Origin of the sequence: Euzebyella marina (assembly GCF_003687485.1) — a bacterium.
Classification (GTDB): domain Bacteria; phylum Bacteroidota; class Bacteroidia; order Flavobacteriales; family Flavobacteriaceae; genus Euzebyella; species Euzebyella marina.
On the sequence record NZ_CP032050.1, the window covers coordinates 3,508,677 to 3,532,934 of the forward strand.

16 protein-coding genes are annotated in these 24,258 nt (G+C 41.5%); 6 read left to right on the forward strand and 10 right to left on the reverse strand.

All coding sequences use genetic code 11. The annotated features are described in order from the left end of the window. Positions 1-36: 36 nt before the first annotated feature. Positions 37-1,992 carry a heavy metal translocating P-type ATPase gene (locus D1013_RS15040; RefSeq protein WP_121849610.1) on the forward strand — a complete coding sequence of 652 codons (1,956 nt, stop codon included), beginning with the start codon at positions 37-39 and terminating at the stop codon, positions 1,990-1,992. A 5-nt stretch (positions 1,993-1,997) separates the two neighbouring features. Here D1013_RS15040 and D1013_RS15045 read toward each other — a convergent pair whose 3' ends face one another. Together D1013_RS15045 and D1013_RS15050 are read right to left on the reverse strand one after the other, a co-directional pair. Then, entirely contained in the window at positions 1,998-2,882 is an 885-nt protein-coding gene (locus D1013_RS15045) for a glycerophosphodiester phosphodiesterase family protein (RefSeq protein ID WP_121849611.1), read from the reverse strand. Positions 2,883-2,890: 8 nt separating this feature from the next. Next, positions 2,891-5,092 (reverse strand): hypothetical protein, encoded by a 2,202-nt coding sequence (locus tag D1013_RS15050; RefSeq protein WP_162987919.1) that lies wholly within the window; start codon positions 5,090-5,092, stop codon positions 2,891-2,893. 336 nt (positions 5,093-5,428) lie between these two features. Between D1013_RS15050 and D1013_RS15055 the strand changes: the two genes are divergently transcribed. Then, positions 5,429-7,405, forward strand: coding sequence for an FG-GAP repeat domain-containing protein (locus D1013_RS15055; RefSeq protein WP_121849613.1), 1,977 nt, complete (start codon positions 5,429-5,431; stop codon positions 7,403-7,405). 12 nt (positions 7,406-7,417) lie between these two features. On the opposite strand, the gene D1013_RS15060 is transcribed toward D1013_RS15055, so the two are convergent. The 3 genes from D1013_RS15060 to D1013_RS15070 are packed head-to-tail and all read right to left on the reverse strand — an operon-like array spanning position 7,418 to position 10,837. Then, the gene (locus D1013_RS15060) at positions 7,418-8,425 is read right to left on the reverse strand and encodes a Gfo/Idh/MocA family protein (protein ID WP_121849614.1); all 1,008 of its coding nucleotides are present in this window, start codon (positions 8,423-8,425) and stop codon (positions 7,418-7,420) included. Next, positions 8,412-9,914: a sodium:solute symporter family transporter gene (locus tag D1013_RS15065; RefSeq protein ID WP_121849615.1), complete on the reverse strand. Its 1,503-nt coding sequence runs from the start codon at positions 9,912-9,914 to the stop codon at positions 8,412-8,414. Before D1013_RS15065 ends, D1013_RS15060 begins: the two co-directional genes overlap by 14 nt. An 11-nt stretch (positions 9,915-9,925) precedes the next feature. Continuing rightward, positions 9,926-10,837, reverse strand: a complete 912-nt coding sequence (locus tag D1013_RS15070; protein ID WP_121849616.1) for a dihydrodipicolinate synthase family protein — start codon at positions 10,835-10,837, stop codon at positions 9,926-9,928. A gap of 139 nt (positions 10,838-10,976) precedes the next feature. Here D1013_RS15070 and D1013_RS15075 point away from each other — a divergent pair, with 139 nt between their 5' ends. Next, positions 10,977-11,825, forward strand: coding sequence for an AraC family transcriptional regulator (locus D1013_RS15075; RefSeq protein ID WP_121849617.1), 849 nt, complete (start codon positions 10,977-10,979; stop codon positions 11,823-11,825). A gap of 2 nt (positions 11,826-11,827) precedes the next feature. Here D1013_RS15075 and D1013_RS15080 read toward each other — a convergent pair whose 3' ends face one another. The 5 genes from D1013_RS15080 to D1013_RS15100 form a co-directional block, all read right to left on the reverse strand. Then, positions 11,828-13,090 (reverse strand): hypothetical protein, encoded by a 1,263-nt coding sequence (locus tag D1013_RS15080; RefSeq protein ID WP_121849618.1) that lies wholly within the window; start codon positions 13,088-13,090, stop codon positions 11,828-11,830. A 34-nt stretch (positions 13,091-13,124) separates the two neighbouring features. Further along, positions 13,125-14,021: a dihydrodipicolinate synthase family protein gene (locus D1013_RS15085; protein ID WP_121849619.1), complete on the reverse strand. Its 897-nt coding sequence runs from the start codon at positions 14,019-14,021 to the stop codon at positions 13,125-13,127. A gap of 138 nt (positions 14,022-14,159) precedes the next feature. Further along, on the reverse strand, positions 14,160-15,818 hold the full coding sequence (locus tag D1013_RS15090; protein WP_205601250.1) for a SusD/RagB family nutrient-binding outer membrane lipoprotein: 1,659 nt from the start codon (positions 15,816-15,818) through the stop codon (positions 14,160-14,162). Between the two features lie 16 nt (positions 15,819-15,834). Next, positions 15,835-19,242, reverse strand: coding sequence for a SusC/RagA family TonB-linked outer membrane protein (locus D1013_RS15095; RefSeq protein WP_205601251.1), 3,408 nt, complete (start codon positions 19,240-19,242; stop codon positions 15,835-15,837). 51 nt (positions 19,243-19,293) lie between these two features. Then, complete coding sequence (locus D1013_RS15100) at positions 19,294-20,238, reverse strand: PKD domain-containing protein (RefSeq protein ID WP_121849621.1); 945 nt, start codon at positions 20,236-20,238, stop codon at positions 19,294-19,296. A 315-nt stretch (positions 20,239-20,553) separates the two neighbouring features. On the opposite strand from D1013_RS15100, the gene D1013_RS15105 reads away from it, so the two are divergent. The 3 genes from D1013_RS15105 to D1013_RS15115 are packed head-to-tail and all read left to right on the forward strand — an operon-like array spanning position 20,554 to position 24,239. Then, complete coding sequence (locus D1013_RS15105; protein ID WP_121849622.1) at positions 20,554-21,804, forward strand: hypothetical protein; 1,251 nt, start codon at positions 20,554-20,556, stop codon at positions 21,802-21,804. Further along, positions 21,801-23,201, forward strand: a complete 1,401-nt coding sequence (locus tag D1013_RS15110; protein ID WP_121849623.1) for a PhoPQ-activated pathogenicity-related family protein — start codon at positions 21,801-21,803, stop codon at positions 23,199-23,201. The genes D1013_RS15105 and D1013_RS15110 overlap by 4 nt, the downstream gene beginning before the upstream one ends. A gap of 18 nt (positions 23,202-23,219) precedes the next feature. Next, positions 23,220-24,239 carry a polysaccharide deacetylase family protein gene (locus D1013_RS15115; RefSeq protein WP_205601252.1) on the forward strand — a complete coding sequence of 340 codons (1,020 nt, stop codon included), beginning with the start codon at positions 23,220-23,222 and terminating at the stop codon, positions 24,237-24,239. The last annotated feature ends 19 nt before the right edge of the window (positions 24,240-24,258 follow it).

Consider the following 24,258-nt stretch of genomic DNA (forward strand, 5'->3'; position numbering starts at 1 on the left):
TCCGTTGCATACTTAATTTTAAGTACTTGCAACCCTATGAAAATTGCAAATTCCGAAAGTAACCTCTCAAATGACAGTTCATGCTGTTCGCACGATGGCTGTCATACCCTCAACGACAAGTCCGATAAAAATAGATGGAAGATCTACGCCCCTGCCCTATTCAGTTTCGCCTTGCTTATTATGGGCATATTATTAGATTATTTTCAGCTGTCTTTTTTCTCAGGCTGGTTAAAGTTCATATGGTATTTAATAGCCTACGTACCTGTTGGCTGGCCGGTATTAAAATCTGCGTGGAGAAATATCGCAAAAGGTGAACTTTTTACCGAGTTCTCACTCATGTCAATCGCTACCATAGGTGCTTTTGCTCTTAAGGAATACCCAGAAGGTGTGGCGGTAATGTTATTTTATTCAGTCGGAGAATTGTTTCAGGAAGCCGCGGTCAAAAAAGCCCGGGGCAATATTCAGTCATTATTAGATGTGCGACCCAAAGAGGCATTGGTGTACAGAAACGGAGGGTTTACTTCCATCAACCCAGAAGTAGTGGCTATTGGCGAAAAAATTCAGGTTCGGGTAGGTGAAAAAATTCCGTTGGATGGTCGATTGCTCTCATCAAGAGCAACGGTCAATACCGCTGCCATTACAGGAGAGAGTACACCACGAAATATTGACAAAGGCGAAAAACTCTATGCCGGAAGTATCAATTTAAACCAGGTCATTGAAATGGAGTCTACAGAAGAATATAAGAATAGCTCCATTTCCCGCATTCTTGACCTAGTTCAAAATGCAACTGCACGAAAGTCTAAAACGGAATTATTTATTAGAAAGTTTGCCCGAGTCTACACCCCAATCATCGCCTTTTTGGCGGTAGCGCTCACCTTTTTGCCCTACGTAATTGTTGAGAATTATGTTTTTGAAGAATGGTTTTATCGTGCTCTCATATTTCTTGTCATATCATGCCCCTGTGCTTTGGTCATTTCAATTCCTTTGGGATACTTTGGTGGATTGGGGGCCGCATCAAGAAACGGTATTCTTTTTAAGGGTGCTTCCTATCTAGATGCCATCACGAAAACCAATGCCGTAGTACTTGACAAGACAGGTACACTCACAAAAGGTGTTTTCAAGGTGAAGGAAATAAAGCCAATATTGATAGAAAAGGATAAATTGATAGCCTACATCAAGGGGCTCGAAGCCCAATCGACCCACCCCATTGCAAAAGCGATAAACGAATATCCCTCTAATATAAAATTTACCGATGTAAAGGATGTCGAAGAAATAGCTGGAAAGGGCCTAGCAGGAACCATAGAAGACAAACATGTTCTTGTTGGGAACAAAGAACTGTTTAAAGAGCGTAAAATCAAATTAAACCTCAACACCGAAGATATTGTTGAAACTTTGGTTTTGGTAGCAATAGACCAACAATTTGCTGGATACATAACACTTGCCGATGAATTAAAAGCAGATTCACAAAGTGCTATTCTAAAGATAAGAAAGAGTGGTATTTCCCAAATCGGAATTCTCTCTGGAGATAAAAATTCCATTACGCAAAAAGTGGCCAATGAATTAGAAGTTGACTGGGCAAAAGCCGAATTGCTACCCGAAGACAAGTTAAAGGCTATTGAAGAATTAAAGACCCATCAAAACCTAAAGACCATTTTTGTTGGTGATGGTATTAATGATGCCCCGGTTCTTGCCGCCAGTGATGTAGGTATGGCCATGGGCGGATTGGGAAGCGATGTGGCCATAGAAACAGCAGATGTAATCATCCAGACCGACCAACCCTCGAAAATTGCACAGGCTATTGAAATTGGCAAATCGACCCGAAAAATCGTTTGGCAAAACATCTTTCTTGCCTTTGGGGTCAAAGCCTTGGTATTGGCTTTAGGCGCCGGAGGATTGGCGACTATGTGGGAAGCCGTTTTTGCCGATGTGGGTGTCGCACTTTTGGCAATTTTGAACGCCGTTAGATTACAACGAATGAATTGGGACGATTAATTAAGTTATCTAAGTCCGTTTTCTTGTAAGAGTTGTAAAAGTTTTTCCGGTTCATCAGTTTGTATGATATTGGCACCGTATTGAACAGCTTCTTTTATAGCTACCAATCCATTACCCTTAGCTATTTCCTTATCTAAATCTCCTAACGTATTGATCCAAACCCTCGATTGCTTCTTTTCTATAAAGTCAACCACTTCCTGCGTATAGAATTTATCATCTATATGTACAACAGGTGGCGAGAATTGGGTTATTGCCGAATCGACCATCTGCAAACTATAGGCCCGTGGCATAATCTGGGCTGTGGCATGTAACTCTTTTACCCTGTTCAATTGGTGGTAATCGTTATCGAAATAGAAAACTTCATCCAAAGTACCCGTTGTTTTTAAGGCACTGACTATCCCCTCTACATTATCGGTTTTCATATCAATATCGACCATTATCTTGCCCTTCGTTACTCGTAAAAACTCTTCAAAGGTGGGCACCGTTTCTTTGCTTAGTTTACCACTGGGGTCTTTCAGGCGTAGGCTTCGAATTTGTTTCAAGGTCAAATCTTCAACCTTTCCACTGCCATTAGTAGTTCGGTCAACACTTGAATCGTGCATCAATACCAAATGACCGTCTTTGGTGGTTCTAACATCGACCTCAACAATATCAACACCTAATTCTATACATTTAAGGGTCGAGGCTATGGAGTTTTCAAAATTATCAAGATGTGCTCCCCTATGGGCCGCAACTAAAACCTTATTGGAGGCCGAATCTTGAAATTCGGCTTGAATGTTCTTTAATGAGTTGGCTTGTGGCGCACTCTTGCAAGCCACAGCAATGAGTGTGACCAATAATAAGAAATATCGTATCAAATTTAGTAGCATTTTTTTATTAGCTGATCTCATTTTCAATTCTAGTTTTGAGGGGCACTAATGGCTTCAACATACCGCCCTGCCCAGTAAGGTAGCAAATAGATATAGGGAGCGTATTCTCTTTTACCTCCACCATTTCCGTTGTTTCTATAGGCACCGTTGTGTTTGTGCAAAGGCCTTTCATCGGGCGGAAGTACTTCTGAATAGGTCTGTCCTCTAAAATTAGGTTCTATTTTTTTCAAGTCTGTTCGATGACTATTATCCACCGACCAATCGATTAAATCCATCGGAAACTCCCTAAGCCACCATGCCGACTCTTCAAAGTCTATTTGAGTTCCTCCCGAAAGGGCAAACAAATAATTCCAAAGGGGGTTTTTCTCCGACCTTTCTATTTCCCAATGGCTTTTAACTGCCTCTAAATGTTTTGCTTTTTGGGCTTCTTCAAACGAATATTTCACAAAGGCCGGTATGGTCAAAAAGTACATTTCGTCATCGGAGTGGTTCCATTTATTGCTTAAGTCTTCTCCTTCAACGAAACCAATAACCGAAGCTGGGCGGTTGGCATTCTCATCATAACCATGCCTCTTAATCAGTTTATTAGCCGCTTTTTTATATTTTTCGTCTTTTGTAAAATGGTATGCCGTTTGTAAAAATGCGAGAATAAGAGTAGAGTTTAGCCTTCTATCACCCACATTAATAGGAAACTGGTTTACGTATTTGGGGTTCCATCGGCCCCATGCTGTGGGCTCTCCATTCCAATCGACCAAATACCAATCATTTTCCATAATATGGTCTGTCTGAATCTTTATCTGATGAATAGCCCTATCTCGCCATTCTTTATCCGGTGCCAATTCGGCAAATAGGGCATAAACGAAGAAGTGCCCACAAGACTCATCACTACTTGTAGTCGACTTCCATCGCCATTTCTCATCATCCGTCAATCGCCAGATACGGCCGTTGTCCTTCACATGTTTTTGATACCACTCCTCAGAAAATCCGTTGGCATGTAAACCTACCTCATAACCATCACGCTCATAGGAACGAGCCGGAAAACCATGCATAGGGGTAATATCTGTCAACCTCTCCATCGCTTCGAAAGCGTCATAAGCATTTAATTTCGCGTCTTCACTTTTGGTCACGGCATATCGAAATAGCTCGCCTGCCAAATACATCGAGGTCCAAAGACCGTCATTATCGCTATCATTAAAATAACCGGTAGCAATATTTCCCGGTTCCCGGAAAGATAAATTAGCGGTAAGGCCGTACCGTAAATGCCTTTCCCTTTGTATTTTTTGAAAGTAATTGGCCTTCTCCTCCAAAGTCATTTGATGAAATATAATTTGCGATAAACCACCCCTAGTCAAAACCAGTACGCTGTTTTCAGGACCTTCGGTTAATGTCAATACCTCATCATCGACCAACCATCTTTTAGATGCATAGTAATCATACTTTCCATCTGCACGTAACTTAAATGCTCCATTAGTCGACCCGTACCACAATTCATCATTTATTACTTTCAAAGCGGTTATATGATTACTGGGCAGTTCATACTGAATCTTCATTACTTTCAGAGGGCTTCCCGAAAGTTCAACTACACCATTATCAGTACCTACCAAAATTGAATTCTTGAAAAAGGTCATTGTGTTCATTGTCTCGCCGTCAAAGATTTTTTCGAAGCTTAAGTTTGACAATGGCACTTCATAAAGTGCACTTGATGTTAATAGTAGAAATCTATTGTGGTTAGCATCAAATAAAAGTTCTTTTACTGAAATATCGTTTAAAGGGTGTTCCCATATAACTTCTTTGCTTTCAAAAATCTTCAATTGATTTTTAGAGACTACCAATACGGTTTCATTTTGACCGAGAGCGAACAATTTGGGTTCATTCATTTCATGGTCAAAATAAAAAGTACCGCCAGCAGCATTGGTAAAAACCTCTTTGCTTGATAAATAGTATAGCTTGCCGTTTGCTTCTTGCAAATCCAAAATATTCATATCGATCAAAGGTCGGTACCGCTGATCTTTCACCAATGATTTTTCGAACGGCAGCAAAAGTCCTGAATCGCCCAACACTTGAATCAAACCGTTGCGATCAGCAGCGACTTTAATTAACACTTCCTCTTTTAAACTGTCGTTCAGGATATATTTTTTTGCCTGATCCTGCAGAAAGGGTTGATCCAAATATTGTTGTGAATGACCAGTTGCGGCCATTAAGAGCATCATGAAGAGTAAAAACTTTGACATTTTGAATGGTTGTTTGGTTAGGGATAAAAATACTTAGTCATCACAAATGCGATTTCATCATTCTTATTAAAAACAGATAGAATATTGACAACTTAGCAAAATGTCAGCATCAAGATATAAATGGGATTAATCTTCCCTCGCACCGCCAAAACTCCTATTAATCTGATTATTTATATCATCTCAACGGATATTGGTTACTTAAAATCATAGATACTCAACTCTTAACTCAAAGAACTCGCTATGTTTAAAAGTTAATTTTCCATTAGAATAGATCAAAAATGTGTAGTGTTACCAAAAGACCTTTCTTTATATTTACTTTTTACCATTAAATCAATCATGACACTTACACTCACTCGGCCCCTAACGCTTTTAAGTATTTGCCTCATCTTACTTTATTTGGCCAAAACCAGACCATCTAAAGAAATGGAGAGTCCCTCACCAAAATTTGAAAGGTTACTTTATAACAATCCGGGGCTAGAGGTAGATTTGGGTGTAGGTTTATGGGCCAATCCGTTACCTATGGATTATGATAATGATGGGGATATGGATTTACTGGTTTCATGCAACGATGTACCTTTCAATGGTCTTTTCTTATTCGAAAATAAAAGCGGTAGCGCTTTCCCGACTTTTGAACCGCCCGTGAAAATAAATGAGCCTATCAGACATGTTCAAGTATCTTATGTTAATGGCGAACCTAGGTTTTTAGAGCCCGGTAAGGAATTTACGAATTTTAAATCCGCTTTTACCAATCAACCTGATTCGCTTTTCCCTAGCGATACCTTCGAAAAGCTTCACAATAAAATACGTTTCAATCAATGGAAATATGTTGATTACGAGAATGACGGTGACCTCGACATTGTTGTTGGTATACAAGATGGTGAAGATTACGGATGGGACAATGCTTTTAATGACAAAGGAGAGTGGACCAACGGCCCCCTTCACGGTTATGTTTACTTAATTGAAAACAGAGATGGCACCTACCAATTGAAAGATAAAATTATGGCAGGTGGCAAGCCCATCGATGTGTATGGCGCACCATCGCCCAACTTTGATGATTATGATAATGATGGCGATCTCGACATTATCTGTGGAGAGTTTTTAGATAGGTTTACCTGGTTCGAAAATATCGGAACAAGAGAAGAACCAGTTTATGCCGAAGGTAAATTTTTAAAAAATACCGAAGGTGTTATTACTATGGATCTAGAAATGATTCTTCCTGTTTCCATTGATTGGGATAAGGATGGGGATATTGACCTTATTGTAGGTGACGAAGATGGCCGGGTAGCATGGGTTGAAAATACAGGTAAAATTGAAAATCACATGCCGGTTTTTAACAGTCCCAAGTACTTTAAGCAGAAAGCAAAACATCTAAAATTCGGCGCTTTGGTATCACCTTTTAGTACAGATTGGGACAATGATGGTGATGAAGATCTCATATGTGGCAACTCGGCAGGCTATATAGCTTTCATTGAAAATCTAGACGGAGGCCATACACCGAAATGGGCGGCACCAAGACTTTTGGAGTCCAACAATGAAATTATACGAATTCAGGCAGGAGAAAATGGTTCCATTCAAGGGCCCTGCGAAGCTAAATGGGGTTACACTACTCTTTCAGTTCAAGATTGGGATGGAGATGGATTGAAAGACCTTATTGTCAATTCTATATGGGGCAAAGTGGTATGGTATAAAAACATCGGTAGTCAAAGCAAGCCCAAATTATCAGAGGAAAAACACGTACAAGTTAATTGGGGCAGCCAGACCCCAAAACCCGATTGGTATTGGTGGGATCCATTACCCAATAGTTTAGCCACCCAATGGCGAACTACCCCAACGGCCATCGATTGGAACCAAGATGGGCTTACCGACCTGATAATGCTTGATACTGAGGGGTACCTTAGCTTTTTTGAACGCTACAAAAAAGATGGCGAACTAATATTGAAACCCGGAAAACGAATCTTTCATTCGGTCAATGGCACTTTTGACCGCAAAAATAATCTTGTCAACCAGAATAACGGCCCGATACAGCTAAACGAAAAAAAATATGGAAGCAGTGGCCGACGCAAATTAGCTTTCGGAGATTGGGACAATGATGGCGATATCGATATTTTGGTCAATGGTATCAATGCAGCCCTTTGGGAAAATGTGGGCCAAGAAAATGATAGGGTCGATCTAAAATTTCACGGTGACCTATCAGATTTAAAATTGGCAGGGCATTCGACCGACCCTACCCTAGTCAATTGGGATGGAGGTCAAAAGCCCGATTTGCTGCTAGGTGCCGAGGATGGTTATTTCTACTATTGGAAAAATGATTAAAAATATGGCAATCTACTCCAATATAATCTTCCGCTGCTGTTCATGACTCTCTTTCAAAGCGTCAATCACCTTCATATTACGTAAAGAATCATAGAGAGACACTGGCACTTCTTTATTATCTATAACTGCCCTTGCAAAAGATTCTACCTGAACTAAATATTGGTGGCAAGGACCCACGAATAAATCAGCGCTGCCCTGATTTCTTGTAATGGTCAATTTGCTTGGTTCATCTTTCGATGGATTAAAGGGTACGTCGACCACAATCTTTCCTTCCGTACCGCTAATTTTGACCGTTTGATTCTCAAACTGCCGGATAGATGAGTAAATAATGGCTCGCCCATGTTCAAATTCTAAAATTCCACTCGTACTTAAATCCACATCTAAATGGGTGTCGACATCCATATTTGCCATAACACTGATGGGTTCTGCACCAAAAATCAAACGAGCTATCGAAACAGGATAACACCCTACATCCATCAGACTACCACCACCGCATTCTTTGCTGCTCACAATACTGTTAGGGTCATCCTCAAAAAATGAAAATGAAGATTCTACCAATCGAACCTCACCAATAGCCCCTTCGCCAAGAAGATTTAGAACCCGCTTCCACTGCGGATGGAACCTGTACATAAAAGCTTCCATGACCTTTAAATGAGTAAACTCTTTTGATGCCTGAATAAGCTCATCAGTTTCAAAAGCGGTCATTCCGATAGGCTTTTCAATAAGCACATGCTTACCCTTTTTCAAAGCCAATATGGCCCATTTTACGTGTAAATGATTCGGTAAAGGAATGTAGACGGCTTCGACATCATTAGATTCAAGAAGTTTTTCGTAACTATCAAAATAAGTGGGTATATGAAATTGATTGGCAATCCCTTTGGCCTTCAAGAAATCACGGGAAGCTATTGCCGTAAGATCACAGATTTCACTTTCGAGCAAAGCTGGTATTATTTGATCAATCGCAATGGTAGCGGCACCTAGCACGCCCCATTTCAGAGCCTTATTTTCATTCTGTTTCAATTTTGGGGGAATTATGGTTCAGTCGGTTCAAACCTACAAAAATCAAAGCTAATGCAATAAGCCCGGCAGTGGCGATAGCACCAATGATGATGGGGTCGATAGAGCACTCCAGCCATTTATACGAGGTTGGTAAATCTCTAAAAAAGGTACCCCAAACAATGATAAGCACACTAAACAAAACAGAGGCGATCCCTTGCCAAAACTTAGGCCGTACATTGAAAATGGCCAATAGAAAGAGCCCTAAAATGCCCCCTCCAAAAATTCCTGAAATCTGCCACCAGATGTCCAAAGCACTTTCGGCATTGATTAATAGCAGGCTAAAAACGACACCCAGCACACCCCATACAACGGTCGTCCATCGCAAAAATCCGATACTTGCCTTTTCAGAAGCATTCGGCTTAAAATATCTTTTAAAATAATCTAGGTACAAGACGGTTGCCGATGAATTTAAAGCGGAATCAACGGTACTCATAGAGGCTGCCAAAATCGCCGCAATAATCAATCCTTTGAGACCTACCGGAAGTTCAGTAGCTATGAAAAATGGAAAAACCTCATCGCCTTTAGTGATGGATGGATCTAACAAATGACCTCCTCCTGAATAAAAGGCAAACATGGTAGTACCTATGTAGAGAAAAATAGCGGTCAATGGCAAATAGATGAACATAGCGATCCAAACCGAACGCTTTGCTTTGGCCTCCGTTGCTACCGCGCTATATTTTTGAGTGTAGTTCTGGTCGGCCATTAGGTTTCTAATATTTTCCGTAACTCCATAAATAATCATCACCCAAATAGTTCTACTCTCGAATGAGAACGAACTATCACCGAGACTAAACTTATTGTCGTCGAACGCTTTTTGAATAAGATAATCAGGTTGTGAAAATACTTCGGTGGTTAACACGTAGGCACTAAAAAGAAGGCCTCCGATCATTATTACCGACTGTAAAACATCTGTCCAAATAACAGCTTCCATGCCACCCATAAGGGTGTAGGCTATAGTCAAAACCCCAATTAAAACAATAATCGTTCTGATATCTAAATCGACAAACGAGGTCAGCAACAGAGAAGAAAGGTAAAGTATGACCGCCGTTCTACCGACCATAAAAAGAACGAAAGAGAAAGAGGCGTACACCCTGCCCCAATCCCCTATTTTCTCCTCTAAATATTTATAGACCGAGATAATTTTGTGCTTTCGGTAGTGCGGAATCACATATTTGGTGACGAACCAAGCCACCGGCAAGGCAGTAAGCGCAAATATCAAGGGATGCCAATTATCATCAAAGGCCTTTCCGGGAACGGCGATGTACGAAATACTACTGGTATAGGCGCTCATGACCGCAATGCCCGCTGCCCAAGAAGGTATGCCCATACCAGCCACCATGAACTCTTCAGAGGTTTTGGTCTTTCGTAGAAAATAGATACCCATACCCACCATTATTAATCCGTAAATAACAAGAATAATGGTGTCTACCGTACCAAGCTGATAATTCATTTTATGTGTATTTAAGTTGCCAAGGTCTGTTGAAACTGCTGTACGTAAGTCTCTATTTTATGTCGTTCAATTTCGTTAAACTTTTTTAATGGTAGTGCCATATGATCTTCACAAATATTCATGACCGCCAAGGCGCATTTGGTGCCTTTTGTAATTTTTGAACTATGGGCACCTACATTATAGATAGTTTCGTAAAGCCTATTGACCTCTTCGTTCAACTGTTCGATCATCAACAGTTCACCATTGATGGATGCATTATAAAGATCGACGAATAATTTAGGAAAAAAATTAGCCCCACCTGCAACAGCGCCATGCCCACCGTGAAGTATGTTACTCGATAAGAAAGACTCGGTGCCTGCAATAATTGCAAAATCGGGAGACTCTTTAAACCGTTCAATTAATTCATGAAGGTATCCTAGATTACCGGAACTATCTTTGATCCCTATAGCTCCTAGACTTTTGATTTTCTCCACCGTATCGACCGATAGATGTAATTTAGTACAACTGGGCATGTTATACAATACGAATGGTAGTGATAATCGGGGTACCAACTCCAGCATGAAATCGAGAAATTCTTCTTCCGAAATGGGTAGGTAATATGGCGGTGCCACAACTACAGCATCTGCGCCACATTGTTTTGCATAATCGCTCATGGTTATACAATCTTCTAATACGGTATCTGATATGCCTACCAATACGGGCACCCTGTTGTCAATATAGTGGCATGCTTTTGATATCAGGTTCTTTCTCATATCATGGGTCAGACTTGTCGCCTCACCATTGGTACCCAATAAAAATATGCCGTGTACCCCACCATTTATTAGATGTTCTATCAGGTTTTTTAGCCCTTCTTCATCTAAGCTTCCATCAGCTTTTAAAGGGGTTACCATAGGAGGAATTATACCCCTTAAGTGTAATTTCATATATCAATTTTACGTCTTACAAAGAAAATCGATAAAGAATATTCCTACCACAATTATTTTACACAAATCATATATAATATTAACCCCTATTTCGAAATAATTATGTAATATTGATAAGAAGAGTTAAATATGTTTATATATGGAATTCGTTTTCGAGAAAATATACGTTCCTAATAACCATTCTTTCATTTCGAGGGAACTTCCCCTGTCTTCAAACGCCAGAATTCACTCGCATAAGAACTTTGAACTTAATTATATCACCTCCGGCGAAGGCAGGAGAATAGTGGGCGACAACATATCTAACTTTGAAAAGGGCGACTTGGTTTTACTTGGCCCTGAACTACCCCATTGTTGGGAATTGCTAGATTCAGAAAAAGATCAAGCTGCTACCTGCATCGTTACACACTTTTCGGAAAATGTGGCGGATTCTAACTTTTTCAAGATTCCGGAATTGGAAAAAGTAGTCAATCTACTAAAGGTGGCCAATCGAGGCGTACGCTTCAAGACCGAAAATGACCAAGAAATTCATGAGGCCTTAAGAGAGCTTTCTACTAGCGAAGGCTTGGATTATTTTATAGGACTATTGAAGGTTTTCAGTTACCTCTTGAAGGTTGAGGAGCGTGAAATTCTGGCCAACCCTATGAACAAATCTTCTGTATTCTCAAAAAACATTGAGAAGGTCAATAAGGTCTACGAATACGTATTTCAGAATATACAGGAAGGCATAAAATTAGAAGATGCCGCCGATGTTCTCAATATGGCGCCGAGCTCATTTTGTCGTTTCTTTAAAAAGAAGACCGGCCTTACTTTTATGGAGTATGTAAAAAACGTGCGTGTAGGTATCGCTGCCAAGCTGTTGGCCGAAACTGATAAACAAATCACGCAAATCTGTTTTGAAAGTGGATATAACAACCTGGCCAACTTTAACCACTACTTCAAGGCAAGCATGGGAAAAACACCATCTGATTACAGAAAGAATTTTCGATAGCTTCAGAAACGATTATTAGATCCTGGCAATTCGCCATGGGTATTAATGGCAATAAATGCACAAAGGGCTAGAAAAAGTAATGTCGTTAAAATTACCACCCCCCATTTTTGAGGAAGTTTTTCTAACGAACCACTATCGATAAGTTTTAGTTTCTTTTGATATAAAAAGAAAAGGAAAATGATATTGGCTAGGTAGAGATGTTGATTAATAGGTGAATTACCCGCCAAAATGCCCGTTACCAAATAGCTCATTAGGGTGTATACTAGCAACAAGCTAAACATGAACCAGCCGGCTTTTACCTTGTTGTACCCTTGAAATTTCAATTTATAAAACAGCCATAAAGACATAATTAGTAGAAGTATTGCCGCTACCGAGGTACTTATACTTGCCACTTTTTCAGCATTGGCAATATCTCCCAACCGTTTTAGCATATGCCCAAAAGCAAGAGACTCCCTAAAAACAATCAGGGGTATAAAAACGACTATAAAAACGAGCGCCGACTTGTTGACCCATAACTTATCATGCCCAGCTTCTTGCTCTGGCCATTTTGAGGTAAAAACTCCGTAGGCCATTCCCATACCTCCCATAAAACCAATGCAGTATTCCATAACATTCCACATGTTAAAAGGAATCTCCATTACATTTCCGACTACATGAAGAAAATTACCGAACGAAAAACCTAGTCCGCCACCCAATGTAGCAAAAAAGGCCACCCGCAAGGGAGAATTTCGACCCTCACGAGCCATATGCCAAATCATGGCCAAACCGGCTCCCAGAATAACCGCCCAAGCCTCTGAACGTGGCGGTGTCATCTTAAAACCTATTTGTTCAACAAGAAAATAATAGGTTAAAATTCCTCCGGCGGTCATCTCGGCCATCAAACTTCCCCATTTGACACGTTTTTCTTTGGTAGAATCCAAAACCAATCCCACAAGTCCGCCACCTAATAATCCGAAGAGCCCACCGATAACGAAGAGCATGACCAAGCCGTAATAAGCATTGAAAAAGTCATCGGACCGACCATAGCCAACTACCTGACCATAACTGATCATACCGCCCGCACCCCATCCGACAGCTGATGCCAAAGCAATCACCAACATTTTTTGGTACCAATCCCTACGACCTGAAGCTATAACCAAAGCAGAACCACCAATTGCACCTGCCCAAGCCGCACCCTGCTCATGGCCAAACTGACCACGAATAGCCCAGGCAACAGCCAATGAAATGGCCACAAATAGTATGGAAATAAGGTTATGATTCTTCATTGTTGTTTTCACTTAGGTCCGTTCCCTGGAAATATTAAATCGCAAATTGCTTCAAACGCTGCTCGAGAATTTTCTTTTTTTCAGGACAGAATCCGCTTAAGGGAGGAACCATGTGATCCGAACAAATGTCCATCAGCGAGAGCGCACTTTTAATGGCCCTAATACTTTTGGTTGGGGAATCGTCAATCTCGTAAATTTCATTTTGCAGTTGAAGCACTTGTTGGCGCAAAAGCGTAATACTATCAAAGTCTTTATTGATGGAAGCCTCATAGAGCTCTACGAACAGCTTAGGAAAAATATTGGCTCCACCGGCCACTACGCCGTGTCCGCCATGCATCAGCACATCTGACATAAAAAGTTCGGCCCCTGCAATAATCGAGAACTGCTCATTTTTAAAGGCATCTATAAGCGTATACAAGGCGCCAAGGTCGCCCGAGCTATCCTTAACCCCAAAAGCGCCCATTTCTTTGGCACTTTTAATCGTTTCTAAAGACAGATGGAGTTTGGTACATACAGGAATATCGTAAACGATCACGGGCAATTCGACCTGCGGAATTATCTTTTCAAGATATTCGACCATTTCACTTTGTGAGATAGGAAAATAGTAAGGCGGAGCCAACACTAGGTAATCGGCACCCTCCTTCTTGGCGTGTTCGGCCATTTCGATAACTGCAGAAAAAGAGGTATCGGTTATACCGACCAAAACCGGTACGCGCCCAGCAATTATTCTACAAGACTCGGTAATTAGCTGTTTTCTTACCTCATAATCTAAACTCGGCCCTTCGCCATTGGTACCTAACAGAAAAATACCGTGTACCCCACCATTCAACAAATGCATTATCAGTTTCTCGAGACTTTCAACATCGAGTTGCAGGTTTTCCAATAAGGGAGTAACCATCGGGGGAATAACCCCTCTTAGTGGATATTTCATAGTAAGCTTGATTAGTGTTTGGCCAAAGTAAGACCAAAGTAGGCTTGCACACTACCACAATTTTATAGGAAACACATTATATCTTAACCATAAAGGGCAATTTTACACTATATCGAAAACACCCTAACCAATTCATAATCAGTAGGGTTCGCCAGTACCTTGTAGTAACCAAAATTTTGACCATGCACTGTTATTACTTGCATCATCACCCTTAAACTCAGTAGGTTCTAACCGATCAATTGCCTGGGCAGAGTTTTGGTTGTTATCGATTTCGTCAATATGGTAATAAAACCTTAAGGGCAACGCCGCTCTTTTTGAAGCTGGCCCCGTTGTCAATTCTGGCAGGCCGGTACGTCTATAATCGAACCAAGCCTCGGTCGCCGCAGACCAACTTGCTATCCACTTTTGAATAATGATATCATCTTCCCCACCATAAGTCGCCTCTCCTGAAATGTAGTCGTCGTAAGCCCCATCAATTTGCCAAGCAGCGAACGATTGCTTGACACCTTCATTGTAATAAGATTCAGCGCTACCGCTAATCCAACCTTTTGTTACGGCTTCCGCCAATATAAAATTGACCTCCGATGCAGACATAAGTCTCGATTGAAGCAAAGGGCCACTAGCTTCTTTATAAATATCGTTCAGTTGCGATACATGAAGGTTCAACGTACCTTGATTGACATCTTCACTCAAATTATAAGAGGCTCCAAAAGTCAAGGCCGTTGGCAAACCAACGTACAAACTATCAAAGTCTACGGGAAAGCCCACTGTGTTTTCATAGGCATCCACTATATCTTGCGAGACGTGTCTCTTTCCCTCTTCATCAACATAATCGGTACCGTCGGGCGCACCCTCATCTAAAACTAAGGGTACATCTATTGAGTTGGCCCAAACACCCAACCTAGGGTCCTCTAAATCTTGAAGTAAATCGACCAAGGTTTTGGCCATCTTGACCCTAAAGTATGAACCTTGGGGATCCGCATCAAATTTGGTATTCGTCGGCCAAGCATCGTTCGTAGTATTACCAATGTAGGGCATATTGGCATCATCGGCAGCCTGTAAAATCAGAGGATAGGTCTGCGGCTGAGAAACTATCAATTCAATACCTTGTCTTGCGACGGCAGGTTCCTTTTCAGAGAGGCGCATGTAATACCGCAGCAGCAATGAATTGGCAAACTTTCGCCATTTGGCGACATCACCGCCAAACAGAATATCTTGATCAGCCTGAATACTGAAATAACTGTCTTGACTATTACTCAGTAATAAATTAGCCTTCTTTAAATCGGAATGTATTCCTTGATAAATCGTCTGTTGGGCATCAAATTCAGCATCAAAAAATTCTGCCCCTTCATCGCCTCTCAGCGCATTTGTATAGGGGGCATCACCCCAGAGATCCGCAATCATTCCGAACAGGTAAGACTTCATTATCAAGCCTACCCCATGATGAAAATCCAAACTTTCCTCTTCCGCCTTTTCAATCATAGTTTTATTATTCGTAAGCAGGCTGTAATACCCATTCCAACTATGCGAATCATTGCTCCAGTCATAAGCATTGTGCCCACTTGACCAGCCATCTTTTTGTGTGTGTTGCATAACGCCGGCCATATCGCCAAAGCCAAGGTTGACCACATTTTTACCGACCCCGTTGATTACCGTCGGCAGCAAAAGATTGGGATCAACATTCTCAGACCCTATTTGATTGGGGTTTTCGTTCAGTTCTTCAAGACCGTGGCATGAAATAAGAGCACATATGCCTACCATGCCCATGACCACCTTATTCGCTATTCTGTACATCATCGTGAAGTTTTATCAATTAAAAAGTGAGGCCAATTTTGATTCCTATCGGAACCAACCAAGGTTCTACGTTATACCTTTCTATACCCTGTTTGAACTGGGTTCCTCGATTGTCCCTGCCAGTTTCAGCCTGAAAAGCTCTTTCAGGGTCAATGCCGAAATCTGAATCTTTTGTCCATAGCATGATATTTCTGCTATAGAGCGAAACATTCAAATCTTCAATACCTATTCTATCTAAATGTTTTGAGGGGATGTTGTAACCAAAAGCAATCTCTCGAAGCTTGATATAATCTGCATCGAACATGTGAGGGGTACCAAACTCCCAAGGGTTACCGACCGAAAACGGTATGACATTGGTTCCTACGTCACCCAAATTTTCATAATCAAGAATAAAGTTACCGTTCTCATCATGGGTTCCGACCACACCGGCATTGAAAATACCATCGTAAACCACTCTACCACCAAGGCTCTCGGCCAGACCACCATCACCAGGCGGGCCACCGATGGAAAGAAAGTTTTCACCATAAATCAATCTGTCGGCATTATCGAGTACCCATTGTTTCATTTCAGGCCCTAATTCAGATATACCTGGATTGACCAAATTGTCTATCAATGTTTGACCATAGCCATCTTCGACCAGATATCGGGATGTTTGCGACATGTATTGCCCTCCTGAACGCCAGTCAAAAGTAAGGTTCAAAGTAAAATTCTTATAAGAAAGACTGGATTGAAGGCCCATCACAAAATCAGGGTTATAGTTGCCTACCTTCACCCTTTCTTCAGTTGCCAACCATTCGGCATCTTCGCCTTGACCCAATAAAGGGTAGTTGTAATAGGGTGAATTCTCATCGGTTACCCTTCTAATCATCGGGGAATAAATATTACCTACCAAACCATCTTCCCCAGTTGCGGGGTTGGCCACATAACCGCGCGAGACACTTTTGTTCTCACTCCAGAATTCTATATAATCGACACCATCGGCGAGAGCGAGAATTTTAGATTCATTGGTGGTATAATTCACATTTAAATCCCAATTCCAATCATCCCTCTGCACGGGAGTAAAGCCCAAGGCCAATTCAAAACCTTTGCTCTCTAAGACCCCAGCGTTGATGCTAACGCTGTTATAGCCTGAAGAACCGGGTATCGGTATGTTAGGTACTATCTGATTTTTGTTCTCTACGGTATAGTAAGTACCCTCAAATCGTAAGCGATTTCCAAACATCGCCAAATCCAACCCAAACTCTTGGGAAGTAGCTTCCTCAGGTTCTAAATCAGGTGTATTTAAGCCACCTTGCGCGCTGTAGAGAACGGCATTGTCCCATTGACCGGAATTATTGAAATAAGCGCCCAATTGATACGGACTTGTATCGTTACCCACACGGGCCCAACCACCGCGCAGTTTCAATAAGTCGACCTTTGGTATAGTCACTAACTCGCTCACCAAAAAGCTTAAAGAAGCAGAGGGGTAGAAATACGATCGATTATCGACCGGTAGAGTACTTGACCAGTCGTTACGGGCCGTAACATCTAAATAAAGCATATCGTAAACTCCAATGTTGGCCAAGGCATAAACACTGTTAATTGCCCTTTCGGAAGTAAAACTGGAATAGTTCAAAGAAGTAGGCGCTATATTATCAACGGTAAACAAATTAGGAACGATGAGGCCGGCCCTTGAAAAAGCGGAATTGCTCAAACCTCTATTCCGCTGGTACATTAAATTGCCCCCTGCAGATACGGTCACGTCAAACTTGTTCCAATCTTTGGTGTACGAAGCCAAGAAGTCAACATTGGTCTCCATGCCTTCACTTTCTGCGATACCATAGGTTCCGTTATTATTTTCACGGGTATAGCCCGGAGCCATTTTAGTTTCTTGGGTTTGGCTGAAACTGTTCAGGTTATAGCTAGTGCGAAGGTTAAAACCAGGAAAGGCATTCCAATCCAAGGCCACATTACCGTAAACCCGAAAGCGGGAATAGCTATTGTTGACCTCATTGGCCAAGAACCATGGGTTTTCATAATTAGCTGAAAAATTATAGATATCGGTTCCCGGTAGCTTGTAGTCTTTGATATCAAGTATATTAACGTTAGCAGGAATGCTATAGGCGGCCTGAAGCGGATTCGTACCTCTGTTGGAAGCTGGTCTATTATCGGCGTAACTGTGCACAACATTCACGTTGGTACTGACCGTCAATTTCTGGCTCATGTTCGAGGAAGCCGATAAAGAGAAACTATTTCGCTGCAAATCTGAATTGGGAACAACCCCGGTATTGTCCATTGCAGTTACTCCCAAACGATAATTCAAAACTTCGTTGCTACTGCTCACGGTAAGACTATTGGTAGTAGTAATACCGTTTCGAACAAATTCTTTTACATTGTTGGGATAGCCTTTTAATTCGGTGGGAATAGGAACACCATTGGCATCTAAAGGGGAATTCCACTGTACGGCAAAATAACCGCGATCCAGTTCAGGACCTCCGTTACCACCCGAGTTAAGAACATCGGGCATAATATTGCCCCCTTCGGAAGCATCTGAGTAAGAGAAATAACCTGAAGCGTAACGTGACTGGGTATCAATATATCTATAGGGAATGTCGAAAACGGTATTCGATGTAAAATTTACTTTCATTCGCTGACCTTTGACCGCTTTTTTCGTCGTAATCAACACGACCCCGTTACCTGCTCGAGACCCGTATAATGCGGCAGCACTGGGCCCCTTGAGAATAGAGACGTCCTCAATGCTCTGAGGATCCAAATCGGATATGGCGTTACCATAATCGACAGGGTTTCTATCACCAAAGCCACCGATATTATTAAGGCTATTGGCAACGGGAACCCCATCGATTACAAACAAAGGTTGGTTATCGGAACTTAAGGATATGGCCCCCCTGATTACCATGCTGACGGAAGAGCCGGTGCCGCCAGTATTATTTAAAGTAACCCCCGCCACTTTACCTGAAAGCGAATTCAAAACATTTTCTTGGGCCACTCTGGTGAGTTCTTCGCCTGCTACATTCTCTACGGAATAACCCAATGATTTATCTTCTCTCTTGATGCCCAAAGCCGTTACTACTACCTCATCCAATGCCTCAGTATTGGTCTCCAAGGAAACATTAATGGTAGAACTACCAGAAACTGCGACCTCCTGAGAAACAAATCCGAGGTACGAAAACTCCAAAACTGGGTTTTCAGACTGAATGGTTATGCTGTAAAGTCCGTCGAAATCAGTGGTTACTCCATTATTGGTTCCTTTTTCCATAATGGTCACCCCGGGAAGCGGCATACCATCTTCTGCGGAAGAGACGGCTCCCGTTACGGTCTGAGCCATGATTTCACCTACACACAGAAAAACCGTTAACGTCACTATTCGAAACAGCCATGTACGGCCTTGTGAAAACGGTGACCTATTCTTTTTATAAAAATCTTCCATAATAGTGATACTAGAATTGGTTGTATATAAAGTTGGAATGGTTTAAAATTTTTACGGCACCACCTCAAATGTCAAGATGACGGCGTTCGTATTCACACCTATAAAGTCAGGAGAAGCTGCCAAAAACATGACCAAGCGCATCGTATTGTCATTGATTTCCTGAATCATAACTTTCCGCTCAAAATCTAAAAGCCCTACGTACGCCGATTCGGAAAAATCGAGAGAACTGACACCTTCAAAAGAGACGGTTCCGCCATAGACTGAAGAAACCGTAAAAACGGAGTCCTCGGTATAGCTAAAAGTAGCATTGTTATCAGGCGAAAAACTAGCAGTACACAAACCGAAATCGGCACCACCATCATTGACCACGCTGGCTCCCCCATCCGCTACGAATTGATAAACCAGACCACTGAACGCCGCATTGTCGGCCTTGAGATCCATCTCATACCTTCCGTCGAAATAAAAAGTAAATTCATCTTCGTATACTTCTGCCATACCTAGGCCTGCACCAAAAATGCCGGCCGGCAATGGATTGGGCGCACCATCAAATGGGGTAAGTTCGGCATCTGCATTGCCAAAATAATCGCTATCGGAATGAGCGCTAGAAAGTCTCCAAGTTTTACCGTCTTCATCAGTAGCGCCACCCGTTAAGAGCACATACGGGGTAATATCAAGTGCTAATTGAACCTCTTTGGTAATAGTTGTTCCCGCTTCATCGGTCGCCGTTAAAGTTGCCGTATAGTAGCCCGAATCTGAATATACGTGAACTGGGTTTTGTTGATTGCTAGAGGCTCCATCACCAAAATTCCATGACCAGCTAACGGCATTATTGGTCAAACCCTGAAAGGCCACTTTCTTGCCTTTTACCGAACTAAAGATATCGGCAGAAAACGATATAGGCTCTTGGTTCGTATTGACATCGGTCTCACATCCACCCACGAAAAAAAGAGCGGACAAAGCAGCTAGATAAATTGATTTATAAGCTAGTTTTTTCATGGTAAAAAGTTTTCATTTTCATCAAGCGGATAGTTGGTTATTATAATCGAGGGAAGATTGGGCTGAAAATCCAGAACTGTTAATTATTCTCTAATACCTGCTCCAAAACTATATTTTTAGCTTTGAAACAATTGCAAATATTTTGTTGATTATTGATAATATCTTATCTATTCAATTATTTTATTAAACATATTTTTACAAAATGAAGAATTATCACCCTATACTAAATTTTAACATTTTAATCGATGTTTTAACATTTAAATGAAGGTTAAGCAATTTTTAAATTTAAATTACCGGCTGTTGTTGGTCCTAATCATGTGCATTGCGACCCAGGCCTATTCATGGTCTCAAGATTTAATGGCCGGTGCCTCTAAACGAAAGATTACGCCCGAACCTCTTATAGCTGTTTCGGGGGGCGTAGGCAAAGCACTAGCCACAACCGAAAAGAAAGGAGATTTGTATGTAAGAGCGTTGGTTCTAGCTAAAAATGACATTAAAGTGGCCATCGTTTCCGTTGACAACCTTGGTTGGCCTGCCGCACTCGGCAATAAAACAAGACAACTTGTTAGCCAGATACCGGCAGACAACATCTTGATAGGTGCCACGCATACTCATAGCGCCCCTGACGCCTACGCTTTCCCCGATGAGAATGGTGAACACAGCGCAGATTTAGAATATCTAGACTGGTGTGCTTCACAAATGGCAGAGGCTATAAACGAAGCACTTGAAAACTTAAAACCTGTTCATCTAAAAATCGGCCATGAGAAAGTGAATGGCAAAATATCATATAACTATTATGCGCCTGACCTTTACGACCCTAGATGCGGAATTATTCAAGCTATACACTCTAAAGGAGAAAATAAAGGAAAGATACTGGCAACTCTTATAAACTACGCCATTCACCCAGAAGTCATTGGAAACAAAAGAGGTATTATGAGCCCAGACCTCATTGGCCCACTGAACAAACGTATCGAAGAACTAACCGGTGGAATGTCAATTTTTATGAACGGCGCACAGGGCGGAATGGTTACTGCTGATAACCGTTTGAAAGATGGCAAAGAAGTCAATGATTGGGAAGAGTGTAAACGTATTGGGCATTTATTGGCCGATGAGGCCTTACGGATTTTAGAGGGAGCAACATTACAGACACAACCTGACCTTTTTATAGCATCTAAAAAAGTACAATTTCCGGTAGAATCGGAAATGATGCAATACATTCTTACCAATTCGCCTTTAGCCTTGGGTTCTGGTGATGGGCAATATGTGACCACCAACGTCAACCTCATCAACCTCGGAACGGCCCAAATGATTACCATTCCTGGTGAAGCTTTGCCCAATATAGGTTATTATCTAAAAAGAAAAATGCCCACCCGACATACCTTTTTGTTGGGTCTGACGAATGATGCCTTTGGGTATATTTTGACGAAAGAAGACTTTAACAGTTTTGAAAGGTACCAATATGTATCGCGAACCAGTCTTGGTGAAATGACAGGGGATATTTTCGTCAATGAAGCACTTGATTTAATAAAAAATAGCAATAAACCTCAGAAACAAAACAACGAATGAAAAAGATTTTAAATACACCTTTCTGGCTGGTCTGCCTTGTATGTGTAGGCCTGATCAACTCTTGTAAAGAGAGTAAAAAAGATGCTGTCGCGGAAGCAGAAACGGTAGCGGAAGTTACTCCTGAAAACGCCCTCAAAAGCTATTTAGAAAATGGGGATGAAACATTTTCTTGGGTTTTAAAGGATAGTTTTGATCTGCAAGGAGTAAAAGCATATGACTTGCTTTTGACTTCCCAGAAATGGAGGGAGCACACATGGAAACATCAATTAACGATTTTTGTGCCGGAAAATATTGAATTCGATGGCTCGCTTTTATTTATCACAGGAGGTCACCTGAAGGATGGAGAACCCAAATGGAAGAATATGGATAAAGAGGGTAGTGAAACGGAGCCTATGGCTTTGATGGCAATGAAGAACAAGGCTATAACCGCCATAGTCAGACAGGTACCCATGCAACCACTCTACGAAGGCGACTTGGTAGAAGACCAATTGATTTCGTTTACCCTACATAATTTTAAGAACGACAAAGATTATACCTGGCCCCTGCTCTTTCCGATGGTAAAGAGCGCCGTACGGGCTATGGATGCAGTACAGGAGTTTAGTCAAGAAAAGCTTAAGAAGAAAGTCTCAAGATTTACGGTTTCGGGTGCCTCCAAACGTGGCTGGACTACCTGGTTGACCGGTGCCAGTGACAAACGTGTAGAAGCCATTGCGCCTATGGTAATCGATGTACTGAACATGCCGGTGAGCCTCGATTACCACTTAGAATCTTGGAACGAGTATAGTGTTCAAATCAACGATTATATTAAACTTGAAATTCCGCAAACGGTCAACACGGGCGATGGGCAAGCCCTTACCCAAATGATAGACCCCTACTCTTATAGGGCAGACCTGACCATGCCAAAATTGATATTCATAGGCACCAATGACGAATACTGGCCAGTTGATGCCATTAAACACTACATCAACGATATACCAGGAGAAAACTATATTCATTATACGCCGAACGCCGGACATAATTTAGGAGGTGGTGAAGAAGCCCTAAAATCGCTAAGCGGGTTTTGGGCGCAAACCTTGGCTAAAGAGAAATATGACAACCTGAATTATAAAATCGATACCGAAGAGCAAAGTGCTACTTTATCGGTCTCTTCTTCAACCGATAATTTGACCAATGCCTTTCTATGGACAGCCGATTCAACTGACCGTGATTTCAGGGATGAAGAATGGAGTTCAACGCCCATTAAGTTAAATGATGATGGTGAGGTTAGCGAGGAAATTGATTACCCAAAAACGGGATTCAAGGCTTTTTATATCGATTTGGAATATAAAGACATCAATGGTGGTACTTATACCAAAAGTACACGAATGTATCTGGCAGATGATGATGAAGTTTTATAAAATTCTAATAGTATAGTTATGAGCACCACATTATATAAATCACTGGTCTTTGGTATGTTAAGCGCTTCCGTTTTATGGGGGTGCAAAGAACAAAAAGATAAAAATGTCGCCATGGCCCAGTCAAATGAGGCCAATGTAGAAACTATGACTTGGGCCGAAAAATTAGGTTGGCCAAAAGGCAAAAAGGTTCTTATTCTTCATGCCGACGACATTGGTATGTGTCCTGAAGCCAATATCGCCGCAAAAAATCAACTTGATGATGGCGATATTCAATCGGCAGCGGTTATGGTTCCGTGCCCGAATGCCAAAGAGTTTATTGCTTGGGCCATTGAAAATCCGAAAACAGATATTGGCCTGCATCTCACACTTACCAGCGAATGGAAAACCCATCGATGGGGTACGGTGACTGCCAAAGAAGAGGTTTCGGGACTATTAGACGAAACCGACCATATGTGGCACAAAGTCATTCAAGTAGTTCAACATGCCTCTGCGGAAGAAGTCGAAAAAGAAGTACGAGCTCAAATAGAGCAGTCCATCTCCTGGGGCCATCGACCCGATCATATAGATACCCATATGGGTACTTTATATGCCGACCCCAGTTATGTAGAAGTTTTTTTAAGAGTCGCGCAGGAATATCAAATTCCGGCAAATGTCATCGACATTTCCAATCCGGAAGTATTGGCAGGTTTTAGAAAAGAAGGTTATCCTTTAGATGATTCGGTGGTTAAAATGATAGAAGAATATCAATTGCCCAAACTTGATTTCTTCAGTAGTGCACCTAACGCAAAGACTTATGAAGAAAAAATCGATAATTTCAAAAAATTGGTCAACTCATTGAATCCCGGGCTCACCGAAATCATTTTTCATCCTTCGGTCCAGACCGAAAATTTAAAAGGTATCACTAACTCATGGCAACAAAGAGTATGGGAATCTGAAATGTTCGCCGACCCCCAATTAATCAATTTCTTTGAGAAAGAGGGAATCATCTTTACCAACTGGCTAGAAATCATGGAAAGGTTTAAAACCTCAAAGAAATAAATCAAACCCAAAAATTCTT